The organism is Chitinolyticbacter albus, assembly GCF_024437655.1.
In the GTDB taxonomy this organism is placed as follows: Bacteria; Pseudomonadota; Gammaproteobacteria; order Burkholderiales; family Chitinibacteraceae; genus Chitinolyticbacter; species Chitinolyticbacter albus.
Window position 1 is genome coordinate 42,552 of record NZ_JANBVF010000014.1, and the last position, 23,277, is coordinate 65,828.

Annotated in this window: 20 protein-coding genes; 18 read left to right on the forward strand and 2 right to left on the reverse strand. The window is 64.6% G+C overall.

Annotation, left to right across the window (positions count from 1 at the left end):
• From NLI84_RS10105 to NLI84_RS10160, 12 genes are all read left to right on the forward strand, one after another.
• A complete protein-coding gene (locus tag NLI84_RS10105) occupies positions 1–1,176 on the forward strand; it encodes a sensor histidine kinase (protein ID WP_255989969.1) in 1,176 nt (391 codons plus the stop codon).
• Positions 1,177–1,249: 73 nt separating this feature from the next.
• Positions 1,250–1,555, forward strand: coding sequence for an STAS domain-containing protein (locus NLI84_RS10110; protein ID WP_255989970.1), 306 nt, complete (start codon positions 1,250–1,252; stop codon positions 1,553–1,555).
• A 15-nt stretch (positions 1,556–1,570) separates the two neighbouring features.
• On the forward strand, positions 1,571–3,274 hold the full coding sequence (locus NLI84_RS10115) for an ATP-binding SpoIIE family protein phosphatase (RefSeq protein ID WP_255989971.1): 1,704 nt from the start codon (positions 1,571–1,573) through the stop codon (positions 3,272–3,274).
• A gap of 129 nt (positions 3,275–3,403) precedes the next feature.
• Positions 3,404–4,054: a chemotaxis protein CheB gene (locus NLI84_RS10120; protein WP_255989972.1), complete on the forward strand. Its 651-nt coding sequence runs from the start codon at positions 3,404–3,406 to the stop codon at positions 4,052–4,054.
• Between the two features lie 31 nt (positions 4,055–4,085).
• Complete coding sequence (locus tag NLI84_RS10125) at positions 4,086–5,429, forward strand: sigma-54-dependent transcriptional regulator (RefSeq protein WP_255989973.1); 1,344 nt, start codon at positions 4,086–4,088, stop codon at positions 5,427–5,429.
• A gap of 94 nt (positions 5,430–5,523) precedes the next feature.
• On the forward strand, positions 5,524–5,844 hold the full coding sequence (gene fliE, locus NLI84_RS10130) for a flagellar hook-basal body complex protein FliE (protein WP_255989974.1): 321 nt from the start codon (positions 5,524–5,526) through the stop codon (positions 5,842–5,844).
• Between the two features lie 34 nt (positions 5,845–5,878).
• Positions 5,879–7,588, forward strand: coding sequence for a flagellar basal-body MS-ring/collar protein FliF (gene fliF, locus NLI84_RS10135; protein ID WP_255989975.1), 1,710 nt, complete (start codon positions 5,879–5,881; stop codon positions 7,586–7,588).
• A gap of 33 nt (positions 7,589–7,621) precedes the next feature.
• Positions 7,622–8,617 (forward strand): flagellar motor switch protein FliG, encoded by a 996-nt coding sequence (gene fliG / locus NLI84_RS10140; protein WP_373316935.1) that lies wholly within the window; start codon positions 7,622–7,624, stop codon positions 8,615–8,617.
• Positions 8,618–8,733: 116 nt separating this feature from the next.
• Positions 8,734–9,588, forward strand: coding sequence for a FliH/SctL family protein (locus NLI84_RS10145; RefSeq protein ID WP_255989977.1), 855 nt, complete (start codon positions 8,734–8,736; stop codon positions 9,586–9,588).
• Entirely contained in the window at positions 9,581–10,981 is a 1,401-nt protein-coding gene (fliI, locus tag NLI84_RS10150) for a flagellar protein export ATPase FliI (protein ID WP_255989978.1), read from the forward strand. Before NLI84_RS10145 ends, fliI begins: the two co-directional genes overlap by 8 nt.
• A gap of 26 nt (positions 10,982–11,007) precedes the next feature.
• A complete protein-coding gene (gene fliJ, locus NLI84_RS10155; RefSeq protein ID WP_255989979.1) occupies positions 11,008–11,439 on the forward strand; it encodes a flagellar export protein FliJ in 432 nt (143 codons plus the stop codon).
• A gap of 11 nt (positions 11,440–11,450) precedes the next feature.
• Positions 11,451–11,795, forward strand: a complete 345-nt coding sequence (locus NLI84_RS10160) for a hypothetical protein (RefSeq protein WP_255989980.1) — start codon at positions 11,451–11,453, stop codon at positions 11,793–11,795.
• 28 nt (positions 11,796–11,823) lie between these two features.
• Here NLI84_RS10160 and NLI84_RS10165 read toward each other — a convergent pair whose 3' ends face one another.
• Together NLI84_RS10165 and pepN are read right to left on the reverse strand one after the other, a co-directional pair.
• Entirely contained in the window at positions 11,824–12,300 is a 477-nt protein-coding gene (locus NLI84_RS10165) for a GNAT family N-acetyltransferase (RefSeq protein WP_255989981.1), read from the reverse strand.
• Positions 12,297–14,936 carry an aminopeptidase N gene (gene pepN / locus NLI84_RS10170; RefSeq protein WP_255989982.1) on the reverse strand — a complete coding sequence of 880 codons (2,640 nt, stop codon included), beginning with the start codon at positions 14,934–14,936 and terminating at the stop codon, positions 12,297–12,299. Before pepN ends, NLI84_RS10165 begins: the two co-directional genes overlap by 4 nt.
• A gap of 231 nt (positions 14,937–15,167) precedes the next feature.
• On the opposite strand from pepN, the gene NLI84_RS10175 reads away from it, so the two are divergent.
• The 6 genes from NLI84_RS10175 (at position 15,168) to NLI84_RS10210 (ending at position 23,275) form a co-directional block, all read left to right on the forward strand.
• Entirely contained in the window at positions 15,168–16,850 is a 1,683-nt protein-coding gene (locus NLI84_RS10175) for a nitrite/sulfite reductase (protein ID WP_255989983.1), read from the forward strand.
• On the forward strand, positions 16,843–17,337 hold the full coding sequence (locus tag NLI84_RS10180) for a DUF934 domain-containing protein (RefSeq protein WP_255989984.1): 495 nt from the start codon (positions 16,843–16,845) through the stop codon (positions 17,335–17,337). The genes NLI84_RS10175 and NLI84_RS10180 overlap by 8 nt, the downstream gene beginning before the upstream one ends.
• A 198-nt stretch (positions 17,338–17,535) precedes the next feature.
• Positions 17,536–19,506, forward strand: a complete 1,971-nt coding sequence (locus NLI84_RS19000; RefSeq protein WP_284699889.1) for a S8 family serine peptidase — start codon at positions 17,536–17,538, stop codon at positions 19,504–19,506.
• Between the two features lie 21 nt (positions 19,507–19,527).
• Positions 19,528–19,824, forward strand: coding sequence for a hypothetical protein (locus NLI84_RS10200; protein WP_255989985.1), 297 nt, complete (start codon positions 19,528–19,530; stop codon positions 19,822–19,824).
• Positions 19,825–19,894: 70 nt separating this feature from the next.
• On the forward strand, positions 19,895–21,523 hold the full coding sequence (locus tag NLI84_RS10205; protein ID WP_255989986.1) for an ABC transporter ATP-binding protein: 1,629 nt from the start codon (positions 19,895–19,897) through the stop codon (positions 21,521–21,523).
• A 168-nt stretch (positions 21,524–21,691) separates the two neighbouring features.
• Positions 21,692–23,275, forward strand: coding sequence for a methyl-accepting chemotaxis protein (locus NLI84_RS10210; RefSeq protein ID WP_255989987.1), 1,584 nt, complete (start codon positions 21,692–21,694; stop codon positions 23,273–23,275).
• Positions 23,276–23,277: the final 2 nt, after the last annotated feature.

Sequence of the window (23,277 nt, forward strand, 5' to 3'; positions counted from 1 at the left end):
TTGGCTGATCCTGCGGCGGGGATGGACCCCAAAGAGCTGGAAACGGCGTTTTCGCTATTTGCTGTTGCTTCCGAGCAGCTTACTGAGGCTTACTCTGAGCTGCAGAGGCAGGTCGAATCGCTCACGCGCCAACTCGAAATTGCCAATGGCAATTTGCGACGGGAATTGGAGCAGAAAGCTGCGCTATCACGACGCTTGTCGCTACTGTTGGCGCATTTGCCGGCGGGCGTGGTCGAAATAGACGGCGAAGGCCGGGTGATTGCGCTTAATCCGGCCGCACGCCGGATGTTGACGCCGTTGAAAGAGGGCGAGCTGTTTCAACAGTTTGCCGCGACCCATTTGCAGCGTGATGAGGCTTCGGACTCCTGGCTCAACCCGTGCGAGACCGGGCAGCTGCGCCTGGGGGTGCTCTACAGCGACATGCCGGAGGAAACACATCGCATCGTGCTGGTGCAGGATCTGACCGAAAGCTGGAACCTGCAGCAGGATCTCGACCGGCACAAGCGACTGGCGGCGATGGGTGAAATGGCGGCGGGGCTTGCGCATCAGCTGCGCACGCCGCTGGCAACGGCACTGTTATATAGCGCTCACCTCACCAAGCCGGAGCTGGGCGACGTGGACAGGCGACGCTTCGCGGAGAAGACGCTGGCGCGCCTCAGGCACCTGGAGTCCCTGATCCAGAACATGTTGCGTTTCGTACGCGGCCAGACGCTGGAGCAGGAGGGGTTCGATTTGGTGGCCTGTGTGCGCGATGCGCTACAGACGATGCAGCCTTTGCTGGAGGGGGCTGGTTTGAAACTGGTAACCTTGCTTCCCGCTGATGCAATCGAAGTTGTGGCCAATCGAAAGGAACTGCAGGGCGTGGTTCTCAACTTGCTTGACAACGCCATGCATGCAACCCCGAGCGGTGGCACAATCACGGTGTCGGTCGCCGTCCTCGAGAGCGAGGCCAGGGTGGTGGTTGCCGATACCGGTGCGGGGATGTCGGACGCGGTTCAGGAGCGATTGTTCGAACCGTTCTTTACCACGCGCAAGGAAGGCACCGGGCTTGGGCTTGCCATCGTGCAAAACCTGATGTTGCAGTTCGGCGGGCAGGTTGCCATGGTGTCGGCGCCAGGTCAGGGGAGTGAATTCACGCTGCGGTTGCCTCTGGCAAGCGCGGCATCTAAGGTGTGAAGCGCCGCATCGCTGAATGGTGATGTCAGGCGAAGCATGAATCCAGTCGCAAGTAGAGAGAGGTTGCCGCGTTATGACGCCTACCGTTGAGATCGAAGGTGATGTTGGCCGTGTCGTGCTGTCGGGCCAATTCGACTTCAGTGCCCACCGCGAATTTCGTCAGGTGTGCGAGACACTGATTGCCGATCCGTCGGTAAAGGAAGTTCTGGTCGATTTCCAGAATGTGAACTACCTGGATAGCTCGGCACTGGGCATGTTGTTGTTGCTGAAGGAAAAAATCGGTGTGGCGAACAAGGCCTTGGCCCTCGTCAATTGTCGCGACACCGTGAAGCAGGTGCTCGAAATTGCCTGCTTCGGCAAAATTTTCACCATTCGCTAAATTGCCGCCCAGCGCATGAAAATACTGGTCGTCGACGATACCGAAGCAGTTCTGCTGTTGATTTCGCGGTTCGTCGAGGCCCTGGGGCACGTTGCCATCGTCGCACGCGATGGGGCCGAGGCGCTGGCAACGTGGCGGCGAGATCGCCCGGACCTCGTGTTGATGGACATGATGATGCCGGTGATGAGTGGCCCGGAGGCCGCCATCGCGATCAAGGAAGAGGCCGGCGAAAGCTGGGTGCCCGTGGTCTTCGTCACGGGCATCGGCGAGGAAAACCGGTTGGCCGAAGCCATCGAGCGGGGTGGCGACGGCTATATCAACAAGCCGGTCAATTTCCGCGTGCTGGAGGCCAAGCTCAAGGCCTTCGATCGCACCTTGGAACTGAATCGCAAGGTGCGTGAGCAGTCGGCCAAGCTCGCCGATTACTATGACCGCGCCGAAGAAGAAAAGCGCGTGGTGCGCCATCTGATGGAACAGATGGTGAACGCCGAGCGCCTGTATGACCCCCAACTCGACTATTGGCTCACGCCGGCGGAAAGCCTGTCTGGAGACTTGATCGCCGCAGCACGCACGCCAGGGCAATCGCTGTATGTGCTGCTGGCCGACGGCATCGGCCATGGCCTGACCGCGGCGCTCAATGTGCTGCCGCTGACACAGCCGTTCTACAGCATGACGGAGAAGGGCTATGCCATCTCGGATATCCTGACCGAGATGAACAACAAGGTGCGCCAGGTCTTGCCGGTGGGCCGCTTTGTCTGCGTGGTGCTGATCGCGATCGACGAGGCCAACGGGTGTGTCGATGTCTGGAATGGCGGCATGCCGGCCGTGCAGCTGATCGATGCCGATGGCACGGCGCGGCATCTGTGGAAGTCATCGCACCTGCCGCTCGGGATCGTGCCGACCGAAGCGATGGACGTGATCCCGGAGCGTTACTACCTCGATGGCCCAGGCACCGTGCTAGCCTATTCGGATGGCTTGATCGAGGCGCGCAGCCCCGTGGGTGAGGCGTTTGGCGCCCAGCGCTTGCTGGACCTGATTGCCCGCGCGCAACCCAAATCGTGGATGGGTGATGTGCAGCAGGCGCTGGCGGAGCATCTGGACGGTGAGCTGCACCACGATGATATTTCGCTGATCATGGCGCATTGCGGCCTGCCACGGCCGACGCCGGTGCGTGGTGCCATGCGTGACGGAGCCATGGTGCCGATACGGCTTCCCAGCCAGATCGAACCCGAGTGGCGTTACAGCATGCAGCTCGGTGCCAGCGAGCTGCGGCACATCAATACCGTGCCCTTCATGATGAGTTTCATCAACAAGGTGCTCGGACAGCACGAGAGCCAATCCGACGTTTTTCTGATCCTGACCGAGCTGTTCGTCAATGCGCTCGACCATGGCGTGCTGGGCCTTGATTCATCGATCAAGCGCGAGCCTGACGGCATCGAGCAATATCTGGTCGAGCGTTCACACCGTCTTGCCGCGTTGAACTCGGGCTTCGTCGAAATCGACCTCTCCGGCTTGCACATCGAGGGCGAGAGCTACCTGCATGTCGTGGTGAAGGACAGCGGAACCGGTTTTGACGCCAGCACGTGGCTCGAGACCGATCTTGCCACGGCGGGCGGCCTCTGTGGCCGCGGCATCGCGCTGGTGCGCTCGCTCTGCGCCACGGTGTTTTACCGCGGGTCGGGCAACGAAGTACACGCCTACTACCGCGTACGGGAATAGAAGCTTGCGGACGGCGGCTTTCGTCGCCCAGAATGACAGCAGGCGGCCGCCGGCCGTTTCCTCTCTTGTTCATCCATGGCTGACGAGCTCGAACATCTCCGATCTACGCTGCGTGCCGCGCGCGAGCAGATGCCCACCCCAGTTGTGCCGCCCAGTCATAGCGCCGACGTGGTGTTGCCCTTGCAACCGCGGCTTCCGGCGTGCAGCGAGCGCGTGATCGTGGTGGGGGCCTCCACCGGAGGAACCGAAGCACTCAAGTTGCTGCTTTTGCCTTTGCCTGCCCATACGCCACCCATTCTGATCGCGCAGCACATGCCCGAGCTTTTCACCAAATCCTTTGCCGAGCGGCTCGACGCCATCTGCAAATTGCAGGTGAAGGAGGCGGAGCACGGCGAGCGGTTGCGGCCGGGGTGTGCCTATGTCGCACCGGGGCATTCGCATCTATTGCTGGCGCTGGGGCCGGCAGGCTATACCTGTGTGCTATCGCAGGCACCAGCGGTAAACCGACACCGTCCCGCGGTCGACGTGCTGTTCCGTTCCGCGGCCAATGTGGGTGGGGGCAATGTCGTGGGGGTGATCCTGACCGGCATGGGGCGCGATGGGGCCGTCGGCATGCGCGAGATGCACGATGCAGGCGCGTACACGCTGGCGCAGGACGAAGCCACCAGCGTGGTGTACGGCATGCCCAAAGAAGCGATTGCCATGGGCGGGGTGGACGAGGTCCTGCCGCTCAAGGATATTGCGCCCAGATTGCTGGCGCTGTGCGCCCGCCGCGATTGAAGCGCGGCTGAAACCGAATACGGAGAACACATTGCCGCTGCCCATCCTCATCGTCGAAGACGACGACGACCTGCGCGAGGCGCTGACCGACACGCTGGAACTGGGCGGGCACGCGGTGGTGAGCGCGACCGACGGCGAGGCCGCGCTGGCCTTGCTGGAGCGTGAGCGCGTCGCGCTGGTGCTGTCCGATGTGCAGATGAAGCCCATGGATGGCGAGACGCTGCTGCTGGAGGTGAAGCAGCGCTATCCCGGCTTGCCAGTCATGCTGATGACGGCGTATGGCATGGTCGAACGTGCGGTGGCCGCGCTGCACGCGGGAGCCTGCCATTACCTGCCCAAGCCGTTCGAGCCGGACCAGTTGCTGCAGGAAGTGGCCAAGTACATGTTGCCAGGCAGCGAGGACGAAAGCGTCATCGCTGAAGACCCGGCCATGCGCGGCCTGCTCGACATCGCGCGCCGCGTGGCCGCCTCCGATGCCTCGATACTGATTTCCGGCGAATCGGGCTCCGGCAAGGAGGTGCTGGCTCGTTTCATCCATCGCGCCAGCAACCGCGCGGACCAGCCCTTTGTGGCCATCAACTGCGCGGCGGTCCCCGAGCAACTGCTCGAATCCACTTTCTTTGGCCACGAGCGTGGCGCGTTCACGGGCGCCGCTACCCAGCATATTGGCAAGTTTGAACAGGCCAATGGCGGCACGCTGCTGCTCGATGAGGTCACCGAGATGCCGCTTGCGTTGCAGGCCAAGCTGCTGCGGGTGCTGCAGGAGCGCGAGGTCGAGCGGGTCGGTGGCAGCAAGGCGCTCAAGGTGGATGTGCGTGTCATCGCCACCAGCAACCGCGACGTGGCACAAGCCGTGGCGGCAGGGCAGTTCCGCGAGGATCTCTATTACCGGCTCAATGTGTTTCCGCTTGCCATTCCCGCGCTGCGCGAGCGAGCGGGCGACATCCTGCCGCTGGCGCGAGCCATGCTGGCCCGGCATGCTGCACGGATGGGCCGTCGCACGCCAACGCTGGATGCCGCGGCGCAGCGCCAGCTCGAAGTGCACGCGTGGGAGGGCAATATCCGCGAACTCGACAACGTGGTGCAGCGTGCGCTGATCCTGGCGCCGGGCGATCGGATCGAGTTGTCACACCTGTATTTGCCGCAGCAGGCGGCAAAGCCTGCCGCCGTGCCGGCAGTGCGCTCGCCCACACAGGCTGAGGAAAGCGCTGCGCCGACCGATATCAAGGGACTGGAGAAGCACCATATTCTGGAAACGTTGAAGGCGTGCGCGGGGGTGCGCAAGCTTGCCGCAGAGCGGCTTGGCATGAGCGAGCGCACGCTGCGGTATAAGCTGCAGCAATACCGTGAGGAAGATGGCGATCTGTCTGTTTGAGTGCCGCTTGTGCAACGTTGCTTGAGCTGGCGCAGGATTTGCTTGCTAGAGGCAGGTTACCAACCCTAGAATTCGCTGATAGGAAGGCGAGCCAATGAGCGTGCAAGGAATCGACCAACTGCTGGGTGAACTCAAGGCCATGTCCTCGCTGGCGGCAGGCCAGCAGCCGGCTGCCGCGCCAGCGGCCGATACCCCCGACTTTGCCGATCTGCTCAAGAGTTCGCTCGATCAGGTCAACCAGATGCAGCAGGAATCGCAGGCCCAGCAGGCCGCGTTCCAGGCCGGCGACCCGCAGGCCGACCTGCAGGAAGTGATGGTCTCGTTGCAAAAGGCATCGCTCTCCTTCCAGACCATGGTACAGGTGCGCAACAAGCTCGTCAGTGCCTATCAGGAAATCATGAACATGCAGGTCTGACCTGCGGTTCTGCTCGGGGTAATCACGGTAATCTATGGCAGAGGCAGGCGTAGCGGCTGAGGGCAATCTCATTACTGCAGCAAGGCCCAATGCACTGCGCGAGCGCTTCGCCGCGCTGTCCGGGCCTCGCCGCATCGCCATCATGGTCGGCGTCGCGGCTGTCGTTGCGCTGATCATCGGTTTTTCGCTCTGGTCGCGCGAGCCGCAGTACCGCATCCTCTTCACCAATGTCCCCGATGCCGAAGGCGGCGCCATCGTCCAGGCGCTGCAACAGGCCAATGTGCCCTACAAGCTCGAAGGGGGTGGCACGATTTCGGTGCCTGCCGAGAAGGTTTACGACACCCGGCTGCAACTGGCGGCGCAAGGCCTACCCAAGTCCGGCAATGTCGGCTTCGAGCTGATGGATAATCAGCGATTCGGTATTTCGCAGTTCGCCGAACAGGTGAACTACCAGCGCGCGATCGAGGGTGAACTCGCGCGCTCGATCGAAACCGTTGCTGCCGTCGAGAAGGCGCGCGTGCATCTGGCCACCCCCAAGCAGACCGTGTTCCTGCGCGACCAGCAAAAACCCACCGCTTCGGTGATGCTGACTCTGCGCCCGGGGCGCGTACTCGACGACGCGCAGGTGGCGGGGATCGTCCATCTGGTCTCGTCCAGCGTGCCGTCCTTACCGGTCAAGAACGTCACTGTGGTCGACCAGGATGGCAACCTGCTGTCGCGCTCGCCCGAATTCAACAATTCTAGCCTGGACGCACGCCAGCTGATGTATGTGCAGCACGTCGAGAAGAATTACGTCGAGCGGGTACAGGCCATTCTCGAGCCCATCGTCGGCAAGGGCAATGTCCGCGCCGAGGTCACCGCCCAGCTCGATTTTGCCGAAGTCGAGCAGACCTCCGAGACCTTCAAGCCCAACAATGCCTCCGAAGCCGCCATCCGCAGCCAGCAATCGCTGAGCATGAATGGCAGCAATAACGAGCAAGCGCCGGCCGGTGTTCCCGGGGCCTTGTCCAACCAGCCCCCCGGGGCGGCCGCCGCGCCGATCACCGCGCCGGTGGCGGGTGCTGCATCGGCCGCTGCGGCGAGCAGCCGCAACAGTCGGCGCGAGTCGACCACCAACTACGAAGTCGACAAGACGGTGCAGCACGTCAAGCAGCCGGTCGGCTCGGTCAAGCGCCTTTCCGCTGCGGTCGTGGTCAACTACAAGCCCGGGGTCGACAAGATGGGCAAATCGACCTACGTGCCGTATAGCCCGCAGGAAGTGACGCAACTGACCAATCTCGTGCGCGAGGCCATTGGCTACAACGACCGGCGTGGCGACTCGGTCAACCTCGTCAATGCAGCGTTTGCCGATTCGATGCCGCTCGAGGACAGGCCGCTGCAGGACAAGGCGCTCGATTACGTGAAGGCCAACTACGCCGAGCTGATCAAGCTCGCGCTGATCGGCCTCGTGGTGCTCTACCTGCTGTTCTTCGTGGTGCGTCCGTTGATGAAGGACATGGCACGGCCGCGCGAAGAGCCGGGTACCTTTGTGGTCGATCTGGGCGAGGGCGAGCCCGAAGACGAAGCCGCAGTCTTGGCGCGCGAGGCCGATGAAGAGCAGGATGCCGCCCGCTCCGCCGCCTTTGCCGATTTGCTGCAGCAGAGCAAGGAAATCGCCAAGACCGATCCACGCATGGTCGCGACCATCCTGCGCGAATGGATGAGCCAGGAAGAAGAATCCACCAACCCCAACAGGGTCGGCTAAAGGGCCTCTGGGAGCAGCAGCATGGCAGCCAATATGAACGAGGAGGGCGTGCGCCGCAGTGCCATCCTCTTGATGACGCTGGGCGAGGAAGCCGCGGTCGATGTGTTCAAGTACCTCGGCCCCAAGGAAGTGCAGAAACTCGGCTTCGCCATGGCCAATATGAACGCGGTCAAGCGCGAGGAAGTCGATACCGTGCTCGGCGACTTTATCTCCTCGACCCAGAACCGGGCCAACCTGGGCGCAGCCGACGAATACATCCGCTCGGTGCTGACCAAGGCGCTGGGCTCGGACAAGGCTGCCAACCTGCTCGATCGCATCTTGCAGGGAAACGACAACAACGGCATCGAATCGCTCAAGTGGATGGATTCGGCCGCGGTGGCCGAACTGATCAAGAACGAACACCCGCAGATCATCGCCACCATCCTCGTCCACCTGGAACCCGATCAATCGTCCGAAATCATGGCCGAGTTCACCGAGCGGCTACGCAACGACGTGCTGCTGCGTATTGCCACGCTCGAAGGCGTGCAGCCGGCGGCGCTCAAGGAACTGAACGACGTGCTCACCCAGCTGTTGTCGGGCTCGGACAAGCTCAAGAAGAGCGCGATGGGTGGCGTGCAGATGGCCGCCGAAATCCTCAACTTCATGGGCGGGGTGGTCGAAGCCGCCGCGATTTCCAGCATCCGCGAATACGATCCGGAGCTGGCGCAGCGCATCCAGGACAAGATGTTCACCTTCGACAATGTGCTCGACATCGACGATCGCGGCATCCAGCTGCTGCTGCGCGAGATCCAGTCCGATTCGCTGGTGATCGCGCTCAAGGGCACCAGCCAGGCGCTGCGCGACAAGGTGTTCAAGAACATGTCGCAACGCGCCGCTGAAATGTTGCGCGACGACCTGGAGGCCAAGGGCCCGGTCAAGCTTTCCGAAGTCGAATCGGAGCAGAAGGAAATCCTCAAGATCGTGCGTCGCCTCGCCGACGAAGGCCAGATCGTGCTATCCGGCAAGGGTGACGAGGGCCTCGTCGAATAGCGGGCTCCCTCGCTGCGGGCTCGCCATATCCACCGACTCGATTTATCCTTGTCTCACAGGGCCGCATCGCAAGCGGCCCTGTTGCTTGCCACCCACTGCCCTTTGAGATTCCAGCCATGCCCACGCCGCCGCGCCGCGTGATTCCCCGAGAAGACCTGACCGCCTGGGAGCGGTGGGAACTGGGTGCGCTGAACGAAGAGGCAGCTGAGCGCGACCGCGCCGAACAGGTCGCGCGTGAAGCGGCGCTGGCGGCCGAGCAGGCCGAAGCCGCAGCCCACGCTGCCGCGGCTGCTGCGGTGGCCGCAGTGCCGCCCGTGGTGGTTGAAGCCGAGCCGGTACCCGAAGCTGAGCCCGCGGTACAGTGGCCGACCGCGGAGGAAATCGACGCCATCCAGCAGCAGGCGCAGCGCGAAGGCTTCGAAGCAGGACTCGAAGCCGGGCGTCTGGCGGCAGAAGCGGAAACTGCGCGGCTCAAGGCGGTGTTGACGACCTTGGAAGGCATGGCCACGCGCTTCGAGACCGAGCTCGCCGACCAGACGCTGGATCTGGCACTGGTGATCGCGCGCCAGCTGGCGCGCGAGGCGGTCAGCGCCGATCGCGCGCTGCTGCTGCCCTTGGTGCGCGAGGCGCTGGCCGGCCTGCCGCCCGCCAAGGCGCCGGCCAGGCTGCTGCTCAATCCCGATGATCTGGCCGCACTGGAAGTCCAGTTGACGGTGGAGCTGCCGCCCGAAGTGTGGCGATTGGTGCCTGATCCCACGATGGAATCCGGCGGCTGCAGGATCGATACCGCCAATACCCGGATCGAGTTGACCCTGGCCGAACGCTGGGCCCACCTGACCCGCGTGCTGGGCCGCCAGCAACACCCCGATCTGGCGTGGCACGCCCCAGCTGCCGAACATGAACCGCCCGTAGCGCCACTGGCTGCCGAGGCCAGCCCGGCGCAGGTTGAGCCGGATGCGACTGATGAGTGACGCATTTGCAGCTGCCCAGCAGTATTTGCGCGATGCCCGCGATGCGGTGAACTGGGTGCGGCCGTGGACGCCACGCGGACGGCTGACGCGCGTGTCCGGCCTGGTGCTGGAAGCGGTTGGGCTCAAGTTGCCGATCGGCGCCTCATGCGACGTGATGACGCCGTCGGGTCATCCGGTCGAGGCCGTGGTGGTCGGGTTTCAGGAGGACAAGCTGTTTTTGATGCCGATCGCCGAGTTGTACGGCGTCGAGCCCGGTGCTGAAGTGACGCCGCACGAGGATATCGCCGCCTGGGTACCGGAATACGGCAAGTCGCGACCGCCGCAGCGCCGGCTGGAGGACCACGGTCGTCAGGTGCCGGTGGGCTGGGGCCTGCTCGGGCGCATCCTCGACGGGCTGGGGCGCCCGCTCGACAACAAGGGCAAGCTGGTGCAGGAAGGCTATATGCCGCTGTTTGCCCGGCCGTACAACCCGATGGATCGCGAGCCGGTGCGCCACGTGATGGATGTGGGCGTGCGCGCGATCAATGCCATGCTCACCGTCGGCCGCGGCCAGCGGCTGGGCCTCTTTGCCGGCTCCGGTGTTGGCAAGTCGGTGCTGCTGGGGATGATGGCGCGTTACACTACGGCCGATGTGGTGGTGGTCGGGCTGATCGGCGAACGTGGTCGTGAAGTGAAGGATTTCATCGAGAACATCCTCGGCGACGAGGGCCTGGCCCGCTCGGTGGTGGTGGCCGCACCGGCCGACACGCCGCCGCTGCTGCGGCTTTATGGCGCGGCCTACGCCACCAGCATTGCCGAATTCTTCCGCAACGAGGGCAAGCACGTTCTGCTGATCATGGATTCGCTGACGCGTTACGCGATGGCGCAGCGCGAGATCGCGCTCGCTGTCGGCGAGCCGCCGGCGACCAAGGGTTATCCGGCCTCGGTGTTCGCCCGCTTGCCGCAGCTCGTTGAGCGGGCCGGCAACGGCCGCGAGGGCGGTGGCTCGATCACGGCGTTTTACACTGTGCTGTCCGAAGGTGACGATCAGCAGGACCCGATCGCCGACAATGCCCGCGCCATCCTGGATGGCCACTTCGTGCTGTCGCGCCAGCTTGCCGAGGCGGCGCATTACCCGGCCATCGATATCGAGGCGTCGATCTCGCGGGTGATGCACGATATCGTGCCGCACGAGGAGTTGGAGGTGGTGCGCAAGTTCAAGTATCTCTGGTCGCGCTACCAGCGCTCGCGTGACCTGATCGCGGTCGGTGCCTACGCGCCGGGTTCCGATCCCATACTCGACGATGCCATCCGCCGCCATCCGTCGTTCGAGCGCTTCTTGCAGCAGGCGGTGCATGAACGCGAATCCTACGCCGGCGCTAGAATGAAGCTCGCCCAGTTGTTCAGCAGTTGATCCCATTTGCTTTCGGATACTGAGCCGTGGCCAAGTTTCGCTTCGCCTTCTTGCTTGAACTCGCGATCGACGAGCGCGAAGAGGCTGCGCGGTCCATGCAGGCTGCGCAGGCGGCCATCGTGTCGGCCACGCAGAAGCTGGAGCAGGTGGAAGTGTTTCGCGGCGAGTATCGCAACCGCCTGATGGCGAGTGGGCAGGGTGGCATGACGGTGACCCAATACCGCGATTTCCAGCAATTTCTTGGCAAACTCGATGGCGCTGCAACGGCGCAGCAGGGTGAGATCGTCCGGCTGGAGCAGGTCTACACGCAGCAAAAGCAGGCGTGGCTGGAGTGCGAGAAGAAGGTGAAGGCGTTCGAAGCGCTCAAGGTGCGGCACGATCAGGATGAGCTCAAGCGCGAATCGCAGCGCGAGCAGAAGCTGATCGACGAATTCAACTCGCGGCCACGCGAGCGCTAGCCTTGAGCCTGATGCGTCTGGCATGGGTACTGCTGTTCATGCCCGGAATCGCGCATGCCCACGGCGATGGCTTGTTCCTGGCGTTCGTCGGCATGCCGTTCCTGGCCTTGCTGTTCGTGGCGTTCTTGGCCTGGCAGACCGCTCGCGCCGGACGGGGAGGCCGCTTGTGGGCATTCTGTAAGAACCTGCTGCTCGCTCCGCTCTGGCTGTTCGTCTTCATTGCCCCGTGGTTTAACCGCAGTCTGGAGCGCGTGCTCAGCCCCTATGAGGTCGCCTGGACTTTCTTGATGCCGGTCGCGTTGTTCCTGGCCTCGCTTTGGCTCAGTGCCCGGCGGCGGCGGCGGGCAGGTTCGTAGCCGGGCGGCTTCGGGCGGGCCACTGCCGTCAGTCGAGCTGCTTCTGCAGATACACCAGCTCCACCGCGGGCGACAGCACCGCTGTATGGCTACGGACATAGCCATGGCGTTGGTAGAGCCGCAGATTGCCCTCGCTGCGGCTGCCGGTGAACAGCACCAAGCGTTCGGTGCCGCAGGCGGACTCGATGGCTCGCAGCAGTGCCGAGCCTATGCCTTGGCGCTGCCGCTCCGGGTGCACGATCAACCGGCCGATCCGGCCTTCCCCTTGGACCCGCAAGGCGCGTACCGAGCCGACCAACTCGCTGCCGTACTCGGCTTTCAGCACGATGCCGGATGCGAATTCTGCCTGTAGGGCCGCCAAAGTCTGGGTCAGCGGCGGCAGGGTCCAGTCATCGTACAGCTCGGCTTCGCTGCGATAGGCCAGCCGCTGCAGCGCCAGGATGGCCGGTGCATCTGCCAGCGTTGCGGGGCCTATCATCCACTCGATCGGCCCCGACTCGCTCACTGCTGCAGCGCCTTGCTCACGATCTCGAAGGTGTCGGGTGACAGGCCGGCGGTGGCGGCGATGCGTTCGAGTTCGCCCTTCATCAGCGCGCGACGTGCCGGTTCGAGCTTGGTCCAGCGGTTGAAGCAGGCTGCCAGCCGTGCGGCGATCTGCGGGTTGATGCGATCGAGTTCGATGATGCGGTCGGCGGCGAAGGCGTAGCCATAACCGTCGCTGGCATGAAAGTGCAGCAGGTTCTGGTGGCAGAAGGCGCTGATCAGCGCGCGCACCTTGTTCGGGTTCTTCAGCGAGAACGCCGGGTGGCTCATCAGCGCTTCGACGCGCGAGCGCGCGCCCTCGCGCCGGCTGATCGCCTGCAGCGTGAACCACTTGTCCATCACCAGCGCGTCGTCCTGCCACATCTGCGCGAAGTCCTCGACGAACTCCTCGGGATGCTCGCGATTGGCCAGCGCCTTCAGCGCGGCTAGGCGATCGGTCATGTTGTCGGCGCGGCGATACTGGTTGGTCAAGAGTTCCGCGACCATGGGGCCTTCGCGCTCGGCCAGGATGGTCAGGCACACGTTCTTCAGGCTGCGGCAGGCGATGGCTTCGCCGTCGAAGCGATAGGGCATTCCGTCATTCAGCCGCTGGTAGGTGGCGAGCAGGGGGCCGCGCAGCTCCCGCGCCAGCGTTTCCAGCACGCTGGTGCGCACCTGGATCAGCAGGCCGGGGTCGACTTCGTTCAGCGCTTCGAACAGGAACTGCTCGCTTGGCAGCTCCAGCATCAGCGCAACGAGGGCAGGGTCGAGCCTGTCGTTGGCGAGCAGCTTGCCCAGCGCATCGATGTAGCCTGCGGGCACCGTGACTACCTCGCCACGCTGCGCCGCCGCGTAGCCATCGAGCAGCAGGCGCGTGCCATAGCTGTTGGCGGCTTCCCAACGGGCGAAGGCGTCGTCGTCGTGGGCGATCAGGAAGGTGAGTTCCTCGTCGGTGTACGGGTAGTTCAGACGCACCGGCGCGGAAAAGTCGCGCAGCAGCGAAGGGATGGGGCGCTCGGCAATGCCCACGAATACGAAGCGCTCTTGCGCCTGACGTAGCTGCAGCACCCGGCTCGTCGCCTCGCTTTGCACTTCGCCATCCAGCATCAGCGCCAGCGGCTGACCACGGCTGCCGAACAGCGCGACCGAGAGCGGAATGTGGAACGGCAGCTTGTCGGGCTGGCCCGGCGTGGCAGGGCACGATTGGCGCACCGTCAGCGTGTAGCTCTGCGCGGCTGCGTCGTAGACGCCTTCGACATCGAGCACCGGCGTGCCGGCCTGGCTGTACCAGCGGGCAAACTGGTCGAGGTCGGCGCTGTTGGCATCCGCCATCGCGGCGCGGAAGTCGTCGCAGGTTACGGCCTGGCCGTCGTGGCGCTTGAAGTAGAGGTCCATGCCCCGGCGAAAGCCCTCGCGGCCGAGCAGCGTGGCGTACATGCGCACCACTTCGGAACCCTTCTCATACACGGTCCAGGTATAGAAGTTGTTGATTTCGAGGTAGCTGTCGGGCCGTACCGGATGCGCCTGCGGGCCCGCGTCCTCGGCGAACTGGTATTCGCGCAGGCTGCGCACGTTCTGGATGCGTTGCACCGCGCGGCTGCCGACGTCGCTGGAGAATTCCTGGTCGCGATAGACGGTGAGGCCTTCCTTGAGCGAGAGCTGGAACCAGTCGCGGCAGGTGACGCGGTTGCCGGTCCAGTTGTGGAAGTATTCGTGCGCCACCACCGATTCGATGCCGTCGAAGTCGGCGTCGGTGGCGGTCTCGGGCTTGGCCAGCACGTACTTCGTATTGAAGATGTTGAGGCCCTTGTTCTCCATGGCGCCCATATTGAAGTCGGACACCGCGACGATCATGTAGGTATCGAGGTCGTACTCCAGGCCGAAGCGTTCCTCGTCCCAGCGCATCGCCTTCTTGGCGGAGGCCATCGCGTGATGGCACCGATCGACATTACCGGGCTCGACGTAGATCTCGACGTTCACCGCGCGGCCGGAGCCGGTGGTGTAGCGGTCGGCCAGCGACACCAGCTTGCCGGCGACGAGGGCGAACAGGTAGGACGGCTTCTTGAACGGGTCGACCCACTTCACCCAGTGCCGGTTCTTGTCGAGCTGGCCCTCGCCGACGCGATTGCCGTTGGACAGCAGCACCGGCCAGCGGCTCTTGTCGGCGATGATGGTGGTGGTGAACTTGGCCATCACGTCCGGCCGATCGAGGTAGTAGCTGATCTTGCGAAAGCCCTCGGCCTCGCATTGGGTGAAGAAATTTCCGCCCGACACGTAGAGCCCCATCAGGCTGGTATTGGCGGCCGGGTTCACCCGGGTGACGATCTCGACGATGGCGTCGTGCTCGAGCCCGGGCAACGTCAAGGTGGAGTCAGAGCGCTCGTACTCATGTGGCGCGAGCTGGCGACCATCGAGCTTCACCGATTCCAGCAACAGCGCCTCGCCGTCGAGCACCAGCGGTGCACTCGTATCGGCGGCCGCCGGATTGCGCTTGACCACCAGCCGGTTCAGCACCTTGGTATTGCTCTCGTCGAGCTCGAAGGTGAGGTCGACGCGGTCGATCAGAAAGGCAGGGGGCGTGTAGGCAAGACGCTGAATGGACTGGCGGTGGGCGGTCATTGGATATGGCGTGGCCATGGGCTGTAAAAGAAGCGAAAGCTTATCGGCTGACCGTGACAACCGCAATCGCCATCTTCCTGGATGGCAGCCCGCCGCGCGGGGATGAGAATGGCTCGCAATGCCCGCCGTGCTTAGCACCGCGCGCTTCATCCATATAGAAAATCGGTTTTTTTATCTATCGATAACACTGATATCATCTGGCCATCTTTATCGGTTTTGTAGTCATACATCATGTACCAGTACGATCCGATCGACCAAGGTATCGTCGATGCGCGCGTTGCGCAGTTCGGCGACCAGACCCGCCGCTATCTCGCCGGCGAGCTCACCGACGACGAATTCCGCCCGCTGCGGCTGCAGAATGGCCTCTATATCCAGCGCCACGCGCCCATGCTGCGCGTCGCCGTGCCCTACGGCATGCTGGCGAGTTACCAGGTGCGCAAGCTGGCGCATATCGCGCGCACTTACGATCGCGATTACGGCCACTTCACCACGCGCCAGAACATCCAGTACAACTGGCCCGAACTGAAGGACGTACCGGCCATCCTCGGTGAGCTCGCCTCGGTGCAGATGCACGCGGTGCAGACTTCCGGCAACTGCGTGCGCAACACCACCACCGACCAGTTCGCCGGCATCGCCCACGACGAGATCGTCGATCCGCGGCCGTGGTGCGAGATCATCCGCCAGTGGTCGACCTTCCACCCCGAGTTCGCCCACCTGCCGCGCAAGTTCAAGATCGCGGTGAATGGCGCGCTGGAAGACCGCGCCGCCATCCTGGTGCACGACATCGGCATCAATATCAAGCGCAACGACGCGGGCGAGATCGGTTTCGAGGTCTATGTCGGCGGTGGCCTGGGGCGTACCCCCATGGTCGGCGCGCTAATCAAACCGTGGCTGGAACCCAGACACCTGCTGTCCTACCTCGATGCCACGCTGCGTGTGTACAACCGCTATGGCCGTCGCGACAACAAGTACAAGGCGCGGATCAAGATCCTGGTGAAGGCAATGACGCCCGAGGCCTTCGGTGCCAAGGTCGAGGCCGAGTGGGCGCATTTGAAGGATGGTCCGACCACGCTGACGCAGTCCGAGATCGACCGCGTCAGCCGCTTCTTCACCGCGCCGGCGTACGAGGTGCTGCCGGGCGACGATGCGGGTTTCCGCAAGTTGCAGGGCGAGGACAAGGCCTTTGCCCGCTGGATCGAGCGCAACGTGTTCGCCCACAAGCAGCCAGGCTACGCAGCAGTGACGCTGTCGCTCAAGCAAACCGGCGTACCGCCGGGCGATGTGACGGGGGCCCAGCTCGACGCGGTGGCGGATCTGGCCGATGCATACAGCTTTGGCGAGGTGCGTGCGTCGCACGAGCAGAACCTGATCCTGGCGGACGTGAAGCAGTCCGAGCTTTATGCGCTGTGGCAGAAGGCCAAGGCGCTGGGTTTCGCCACGCCTAACGTGGGCCTGCTCACCAACGTGATCTGCTGCCCGGGTGGCGATTTCTGCTCGCTGGCCAACGCCAAGTCCATCCCGATCGCCAAGGCCATCCAGGAGCGGTTCGACGACCTCGACTACCTGTTCGATCTGGGCGAGATTGACCTCAACATGTCCGGCTGCATGAACGCCTGTGGCCATCACCACGTTGGCAATATCGGCATCCTCGGCGTCGACAAGAACGGGTCCGAGTGGTACCAGGTCAGCCTGGGCGGCCGGCAAGGCAACAGCGCCTCCATCGGCAAGGTGATCGGGCCATCGTTCGCGCAGGACGAGATGCCGGACGTGATCGCCAAGATCATCGACGTATTCGTCGAGCGCCGCGAAGGCGAGGAGCGCTTTATCGACGTGGTCGACCGTCTCGGCATCGACCCGTTCAAGACCCGCGTCTACGGCGAAAAGGCTGCCAGGAAGGAGACCGTCGATGCCTAAGCTGATCGTCAATCGAGAAATCGTCGAAGACCGTTGGACCCGGATCACCGCCGCCGACGACGGCAGCGTGACGCTGCCGGCCGAAGGCGCCGTCATCGTGCCTTACCAGTACTGGCTCGCCCACCGCGACGAGCTGGCCGGTCGCGAGATCGGCGTGTGCTTCGCGCCGGATGATGAACCCGAATCGCTACCGGTCGATGCCAACCACTTCGGCGTGATCGCCGTCGATTTCCCGGCCTTCACTGACGGGCGCGGTTTCTCGATCGGCCGCTTGCTGCGCGAGCGCCATGGTTACACCGGCGAATTGCGCGCGGTGGGTGACGTGTTCAAGGACACGCTCAACTACCTGTGGCGTTGTGGTTTCAATGCCTATGCGGTGCGTTCCGACAAGAACCTGGAAGATGCCTTGCTCGGCCTTGACGATTTCACCGAGGCCTACCAGGCGAGCGTGGCCCATCCACAACCCTTGTTCCGCCGCCGCGCCTGATCGCTACGTATCCGATCGGCACGTATGGAAAGCCCTCCTGACGGAGGGCTTTTTCATGGGCGGGCGATCGGCGGTGTGCCGCCGCATGGCGGTGCCCGATGGCGCTGGCGGTGGTGGCGCGCGCTGCTACGATGCTGGCGGCATGGCGACAAAAACGTGTCGCCGCGCTAACACGAATAACGACAGGTGGGGATCAGCATGGTCAGGTTTACACTCAAGGCACTCGTCTGGACCACGTTGTTGGCGAGCGCGTGGCAGGCGCAGGCGGATGAAGTTGCAACGGTCCAGAATCGCCCGGACGACAGTACCGACCGGCTGATCATCAAATACCGCAACCAGCCGCTGCTGCGCAGCCAGGCAGTAGCCGATCTGTCGGCCAGTACCGAATCGATCGGTGCGGCGCGCCTGGGTGTCTCAATGCGCAAGTTGCGTGACATGCACAACGGCGCGCGCGTGGTGAAGCTCGATCGCCGGGTCAGGGTGGAGCGACTGCGCGAACTCGCGCGCGAGCTCGCCGCCGCCGATCCCAGCATCGAGTACGTCGAGGCCGATACACTCAATTACGCCGATGCCACCACTAACGATCCGCAGCTGGGCTCGTTGTGGGGCTTCAAGGACACGGCCGCCGGCAGCAATGTGCTCGGCGCGTGGGATATCACCACCGGCCAGGGCGTGGTGGTGGCGGTGATCGATACCGGCTACCGGCCGCACCGCGATCTTGTGGCCAACATCCTGCCCGGTGCCGACCTGATTGCCGAGGCGACCCGCGGCAACGATGGCGACGGCCGTGACCTCGATGCCAGCGATCCGGGCGACTTCGGCACTTGCGACGGCACGCAGCGCAACAGCGGCTGGCACGGCACCCACGTGGCCGGCACCATTGCCGCCGTCGGCAACAATGGCGAAGGCGTGGCCGGCGCGGCGTATGGCGCCCGTGTGGTACCGGTGCGCGTGCTCGGTGTGTGCGGTGGCTATACCTCGGATATCGCCGACGGCATGATCTGGGCTGCCGGCGGCGATGTGCCGGGGCTGACCCGCAACGCCAATCCGGCCAGGGTGCTGAACTTGAGCCTGGGCGGCACCGGCAGCTGCGGCACCACCTACCAGAACGCGATCAATTACGCGCGCGCTCAGGGCGCGGTGGTCGTGGTGTCCGCCGGCAACGACAATGTCGATGCCAGCACCAAGCGCCCGGCCAGCTGCAACGGCGTGATCACCGTGGCGGCGACGACCAGCAGCGGCGCGCGCGCCAGCTATTCCAACTTCGGCAGCATGGTCGAGATCGCCGCGCCGGGCTCGTCGGTGCTCTCCACCGTCAATACTGGCACGACCAATCCGGTGGCGGATGGCTACGGCAGCAAGAGCGGCACCAGCATGGCTGCGCCGCACGTATCGGCTGTCGCTGCTTTGATGCTGTCGGCGAACGCCAAGCTCACGCCCGATCAGGTCGACCAGATCCTGCGCAGTACCGCCAAGCCCATGCCCGTGGCCTGCCCTGAAGGCTGCGGCGCCGGCCTGATGAACGCTCGTGCCGCCGTTGAGCAAGCCAAGGCGCTGGTGGTCACCACACCGACGCCGGCGCCTACCGCTGTGCCGACTCCGACCAAGGTGCCGACTCCCACGCCGACCAAGGCACCGACCCCGGTGACGCCAACGCCGGTCTCGAGCAGCTGCTATGCGGCCTGGAGCAGCAGCGCCGTTTACACGGGTGGCCAGCGCGTGACCTATAACGGCCGCAACTACGAGGCCAAGTGGTGGACGCAGAACAACGTGCCTGCCGGCAGCACCGGCGAGGGCAAGCCGTGGCTCGAGTTGGGCGCCTGCGGCGGCAGCGTGCCGACTGCAACTCCGCAGCCGACCCCGCAGCCGACAGCGACGCCCACGCCGCGCCCCGCCGTGACGCCCACGCCGCAACCGACAGCCATACCCACACCGGCGCCGACCCCCCGTCCGACCAGCACACCGCTGCCCACCTCGGCGCCGACACCGACTTCGGTGGTGACGCCCGCGGCCTGCTACGCCGGCTGGAGCGCCGACGCGATCTACATGGCTGGCAACCGCGTCACCTACAATGGCGTGAACTACGAGGCCAAGTGGTGGACCCGCGGCGAGAATCCCGTCCAGTCCGGCCAGTGGGGCGTCTGGAAGATGGTGGGCGCATGCCGATGAGGCTGCACCGGGGAAAGAGCGATGCATGAACGATGGTGGGCCGCCGCGCTGGCGGCCGTGATGATCAGCGCCTGCGCCAGCCCGGTTGAAACTGGGCCCGCGCTCATCGTCAAGTTCAGGGATGATGGCCGGCGCGAGTCCGTGCTGGCCGAGCAGGCCAAACGACACGGCGTGACGCTGGGGCCGGGGCGCCCCCTTTCGCTCGGCACCTGGCTGTACCCGGTGACGGGGCGGGGCCGCGATGCCTTGCTCGCCGATCTCGTCAAATCCCCCGAGGTCGATTACGCGGAATGGGACAGCCTCGTCACCACGCAATGACCGTGCCCGTCCGACGCGGGCCAGCGCGATGGCCTGCGCTCGGATTGGGCTATAGTTGGGCATGCCCGACATGACCCCCTCCTCCGAACCGAATAGCGAACCGCTGCTCGATGTTGCCGGCCTTCAGGTACGCTATCCGGGCCACGACCACCCTGCAGTGCACGAGGTGGCCTTCACGCTACGCCCCGGGGAGACACTGGCACTTGTCGGCGCCTCCGGCTCGGGCAAGAGCGTGACCGCGCGCGCCATGCTGCAGCTCGATCCGGGTGCGCAGTACGCCGGCAGCATCCGGTTTGCCGGTGAGGAATTGCTCCAGGTCGGCGAGCGCAGGCTGCGGCAAATCCGTGGCGAAGGCATAGGCATGGTGTTCCAGGAGCCTTTGTCAGCGCTGAACCCGCTGCATACGGTGGGCCAGCAGATCGGCGAGACGCTGGTGCTCCACCGCGGGCTTGCCGGTGGGGCGCTGCGCGATGCGGTGGTCGCGCTGCTGCACAAGGTGCACCTGGCCGATGCCGAGCGCTTTGTCGGGGCCTATCCGCATCAACTGTCCGGCGGCCAGCGGCAGCGCGTGCTGATCGCGATGGCTATGGCGTGCGCGCCACGCCTCTTGATCGCCGACGAGCCCACCACCGCGCTCGATGCCCATCTGCGGGTACAGATACTGCAATTTCTCAAAGGGCTCGCGGTCAGTGAAGGCTTGGCGCTGCTGCTGATTTCGCACGATCTCGCGCTGGTGCGCGGTTTTGCCGATCGCGTGGCGGTGATGTCCGAAGGGCGCATCGTCGAAACCGGGGCCCCGGCGACCGTGCTGGCCGCGCCCTCGCACCCGGCGACTCGCGCGCTGCTGGCGGTGCGCGAGGCCAGATTGGCGCCGCCGCTGGCACTCGAGCATGACGTCAGCTTGCGCGTCAGCAACGTGAGCTGCGTGTATCGGCAACGTGCCAGCGTATTTGGCAAGGTACGCACGATCACTGCGCTGGCACCGGCCGATTTCGAATTGGCACGTGGGGAAACGCTGGGCATCGTCGGCGAGTCCGGTTCCGGCAAAACGACGCTGGCCCTCTCCATACTGCGGCTGGTGCGCGAAGCCAGCTGTGAAATCTCGCTGGGCCAGGGCGAGCACCAGGTGCGATTCGACGCGCTCGCGGGCGCCCGGCTGCGCGCTGCACGCAGCCGCATGCAACTGGTGCTGCAGGATCCGTTCTCGGCGCTGTCGCCGCGGATGACGGTGGCCGAGATCGTCGAGGAGGGCTTGCTGGTGCATAAGCCCGAACTCAGTGCCGCGGCGCGCCATGCCCGCGTGATCGCGGTGCTGGCCGAGGTGGGGTTGGGCACCGAGGTGCTCAATCGCTATCCACACGCGTTTTCTGGCGGCCAGCGCCAGCGCATCGCGATCGCCCGCGCGCTGATCCTGCACCCTGAGGTGCTGATCCTTGACGAGCCGACTTCGGCGCTCGATGCCCACATCGGCCTGCAGGTGCTCAAGCTCTTGGCGGAACTGCAGCGCAACCATGGTCTTTCCTACCTGCTGATCACCCACGATCTGACGGTGATACGCGCGCTGGCGCACAACGTGATGGTGCTGCAGCACGGCGAAGTGGTCGAACGCGGGTCGGTCGAAACGGTATTCTCCTCACCCGAGCATGCCTATACCCGGCAGTTGCTGGCTGCCTCCTCCTATCTGCCGGCTGCGGCCTGACCCCGTTCGTCCTGCCACGCACGGGGTGTCCGGCGTTTTCAACGCGCACAGCAGCCATGCTTGTCGCGTGGCCTTCCGCGATGGTTTGCGCCATCGCAAGATCGAAAAATAATATTTCTCTAATATTGCTGGCCGTCGTTGCCGACGGTGCCATTTCGAGGAGTATCCATGCGACGCAACGAACCGGTGACCCAGCACGAAGTCAAGGTCGATCCCCGTCGTCCATTGGTGAGCAAGACCGACCTGAAAGGCCGTATCACCTACGCCAATCCCGCTTTTATCGACATCAGCGGCTTTTCCGTCGACGAATTGATCGGCGCTCCGCATAACTTGGTGCGGCATCCGGACATGCCGCCTGCGGCGTTTGCCGACCTATGGCGAACCGCGCAATCGGGCCAGCCTTGGCGCGCCATCGTGAAGAACCGCTGCAAGAACGGGGATCATTACTGGGTCGAGGCCTTTGTCACCCCGTTGATGGAAGAGGGCCGGCATATCGGCTACATGTCGGTGCGCAACACCGCGACGCGTGAGCAGATCGCCGCTGCGCAGGCGCTGTATGCCGCGGTCAATGCCGGCCAACGCACCTTTACACCCACGCGTTGGCCACAGGCGCTGGCGCTGCGCTGGCGCCTCGCGGCTGTGCTGGCGGCGAGTGTGCTGCCCCTCATGATCGCGCTGGCCTGGCCCGCAGCGCGCTGGCCGCTCGCTGCCGCCGGGTTGCTGGCGGCGCTGGGTGGCGGCGCTTGGCTGCTTGCGAGCTGGCGCCAGCCGCTGCAGGCTCTTTCCTCGGCGTTTGCTTGCCTGGCCGAAGGAAATTTCCGCACCAGTGTGCCGACCCACGCGCCAGCGGAGTTTGCCCAACTGCTGCTGCAACTCGAGGCGATGCGCATCAACTTGCGCGCGGTGATGGCCGATGTGGTGTCTGCCGCCGGGCGGGTGGAACAGCAGGCCACGGGTGCAGCGGGTGACGCCAGGGTGCTGGCGGACCAGGCGCAGCAGCAGGCGGAAGGGGTGGCTGGCGTCGCCGCAGCGCTGGAGCAGCTGACCGTATCGGTCGGCGAGATTCACGATGCCACTCGCACCAGCGCCGGTCACGCCACGCAGACGGTGGCGCTGACCGACCGCGGCGGCATGCAGATGCGCGAGGCGCGGCAGGCCACTCACCAGGTCGTGACCGTGGTCGACGAGGCCAGCCGGGCGCTCGACGAGTTGGCAGGCTCGGTGCAGGCAATCAACACGGTTACCCAGACCATCCGCGAGATCGCCGACCAGACCAACCTCGTGGCGCTCAATGCCGCGATCGAAGCAGCCCGTGCCGGTGAGTCCGGCCGTGGCTTCGCCGTGGTCGCCGATGAAGTGCGCAAGCTGGCTGAACGCACCAGTGTCTCGACGGGCACCATCACCGATACCATCCGCGCCATCGAGACCCGCACCGAGGGCGCCACCGACGTGATGCGCTCGGCGCGGCAGTTCGTCCAGCACGGCACCGTGCTGATCGAATCCTCTGCCGATTCGCTGGCGCAGATCGAGGCCGCCAGCCGCGGCGTCGAGGCGACCGCGCGCGATATCAACGCGATGCTCGACCAGCAGACCCGGGCGGCGCACGAGGTATCGAGCAATATGGAGCGCATGAGCACGCTGGCCGAGCGCAACCATGCCTCGATCGACGACGTGGGCCGTGCAGCGGCCGAGCTGTCCGCGGTGTCGCAAGCGCTGCATCAGCTGGTGCGCCACTTCGAGCGCTCGCTGTAACG

What these genes read in the sequence shown, in the direction of transcription:
- NLI84_RS10200 (WP_255989985.1), top strand. Translation starts at nt 19,528, where the DNA reads ATGCATGAACGATGGTGGGCCGCCGCGCTGGCGGCCGTGATGATCAGC.
- NLI84_RS10210 (WP_255989987.1), top strand. Translation starts at nt 21,692, where the DNA reads ATGCGACGCAACGAACCGGTGACCCAGCACGAAGTCAAGGTCGATCCC.
- NLI84_RS10180 (WP_255989984.1), top strand. Translation starts at nt 16,843, where the DNA reads ATGCCTAAGCTGATCGTCAATCGAGAAATCGTCGAAGACCGTTGGACC.
- NLI84_RS19000 (WP_284699889.1), top strand. Translation starts at nt 17,536, where the DNA reads ATGGTCAGGTTTACACTCAAGGCACTCGTCTGGACCACGTTGTTGGCG.
- NLI84_RS10145 (WP_255989977.1), top strand. Translation starts at nt 8,734, where the DNA reads ATGCCCACGCCGCCGCGCCGCGTGATTCCCCGAGAAGACCTGACCGCC.
- NLI84_RS10120 (WP_255989972.1), top strand. Translation starts at nt 3,404, where the DNA reads ATGCCCACCCCAGTTGTGCCGCCCAGTCATAGCGCCGACGTGGTGTTG.
- NLI84_RS10115 (WP_255989971.1), top strand. Translation starts at nt 1,571, where the DNA reads ATGAAAATACTGGTCGTCGACGATACCGAAGCAGTTCTGCTGTTGATT.
- pepN (WP_255989982.1), bottom strand. Translation starts at nt 14,936, where the DNA reads ATGACCGCCCACCGCCAGTCCATTCAGCGTCTTGCCTACACGCCCCCT.
- fliI (WP_255989978.1), top strand. Translation starts at nt 9,581, where the DNA reads ATGAGTGACGCATTTGCAGCTGCCCAGCAGTATTTGCGCGATGCCCGC.
- fliF (WP_255989975.1), top strand. Translation starts at nt 5,879, where the DNA reads ATGGCAGAGGCAGGCGTAGCGGCTGAGGGCAATCTCATTACTGCAGCA.
- fliG (WP_373316935.1), top strand. Translation starts at nt 7,622, where the DNA reads ATGAACGAGGAGGGCGTGCGCCGCAGTGCCATCCTCTTGATGACGCTG.
- NLI84_RS10175 (WP_255989983.1), top strand. Translation starts at nt 15,168, where the DNA reads ATGTACCAGTACGATCCGATCGACCAAGGTATCGTCGATGCGCGCGTT.
- NLI84_RS10110 (WP_255989970.1), top strand. Translation starts at nt 1,250, where the DNA reads ATGACGCCTACCGTTGAGATCGAAGGTGATGTTGGCCGTGTCGTGCTG.
- fliE (WP_255989974.1), top strand. Translation starts at nt 5,524, where the DNA reads ATGAGCGTGCAAGGAATCGACCAACTGCTGGGTGAACTCAAGGCCATG.
- NLI84_RS10205 (WP_255989986.1), top strand. Translation starts at nt 19,895, where the DNA reads ATGACCCCCTCCTCCGAACCGAATAGCGAACCGCTGCTCGATGTTGCC.
- NLI84_RS10160 (WP_255989980.1), top strand. Translation starts at nt 11,451, where the DNA reads ATGCGTCTGGCATGGGTACTGCTGTTCATGCCCGGAATCGCGCATGCC.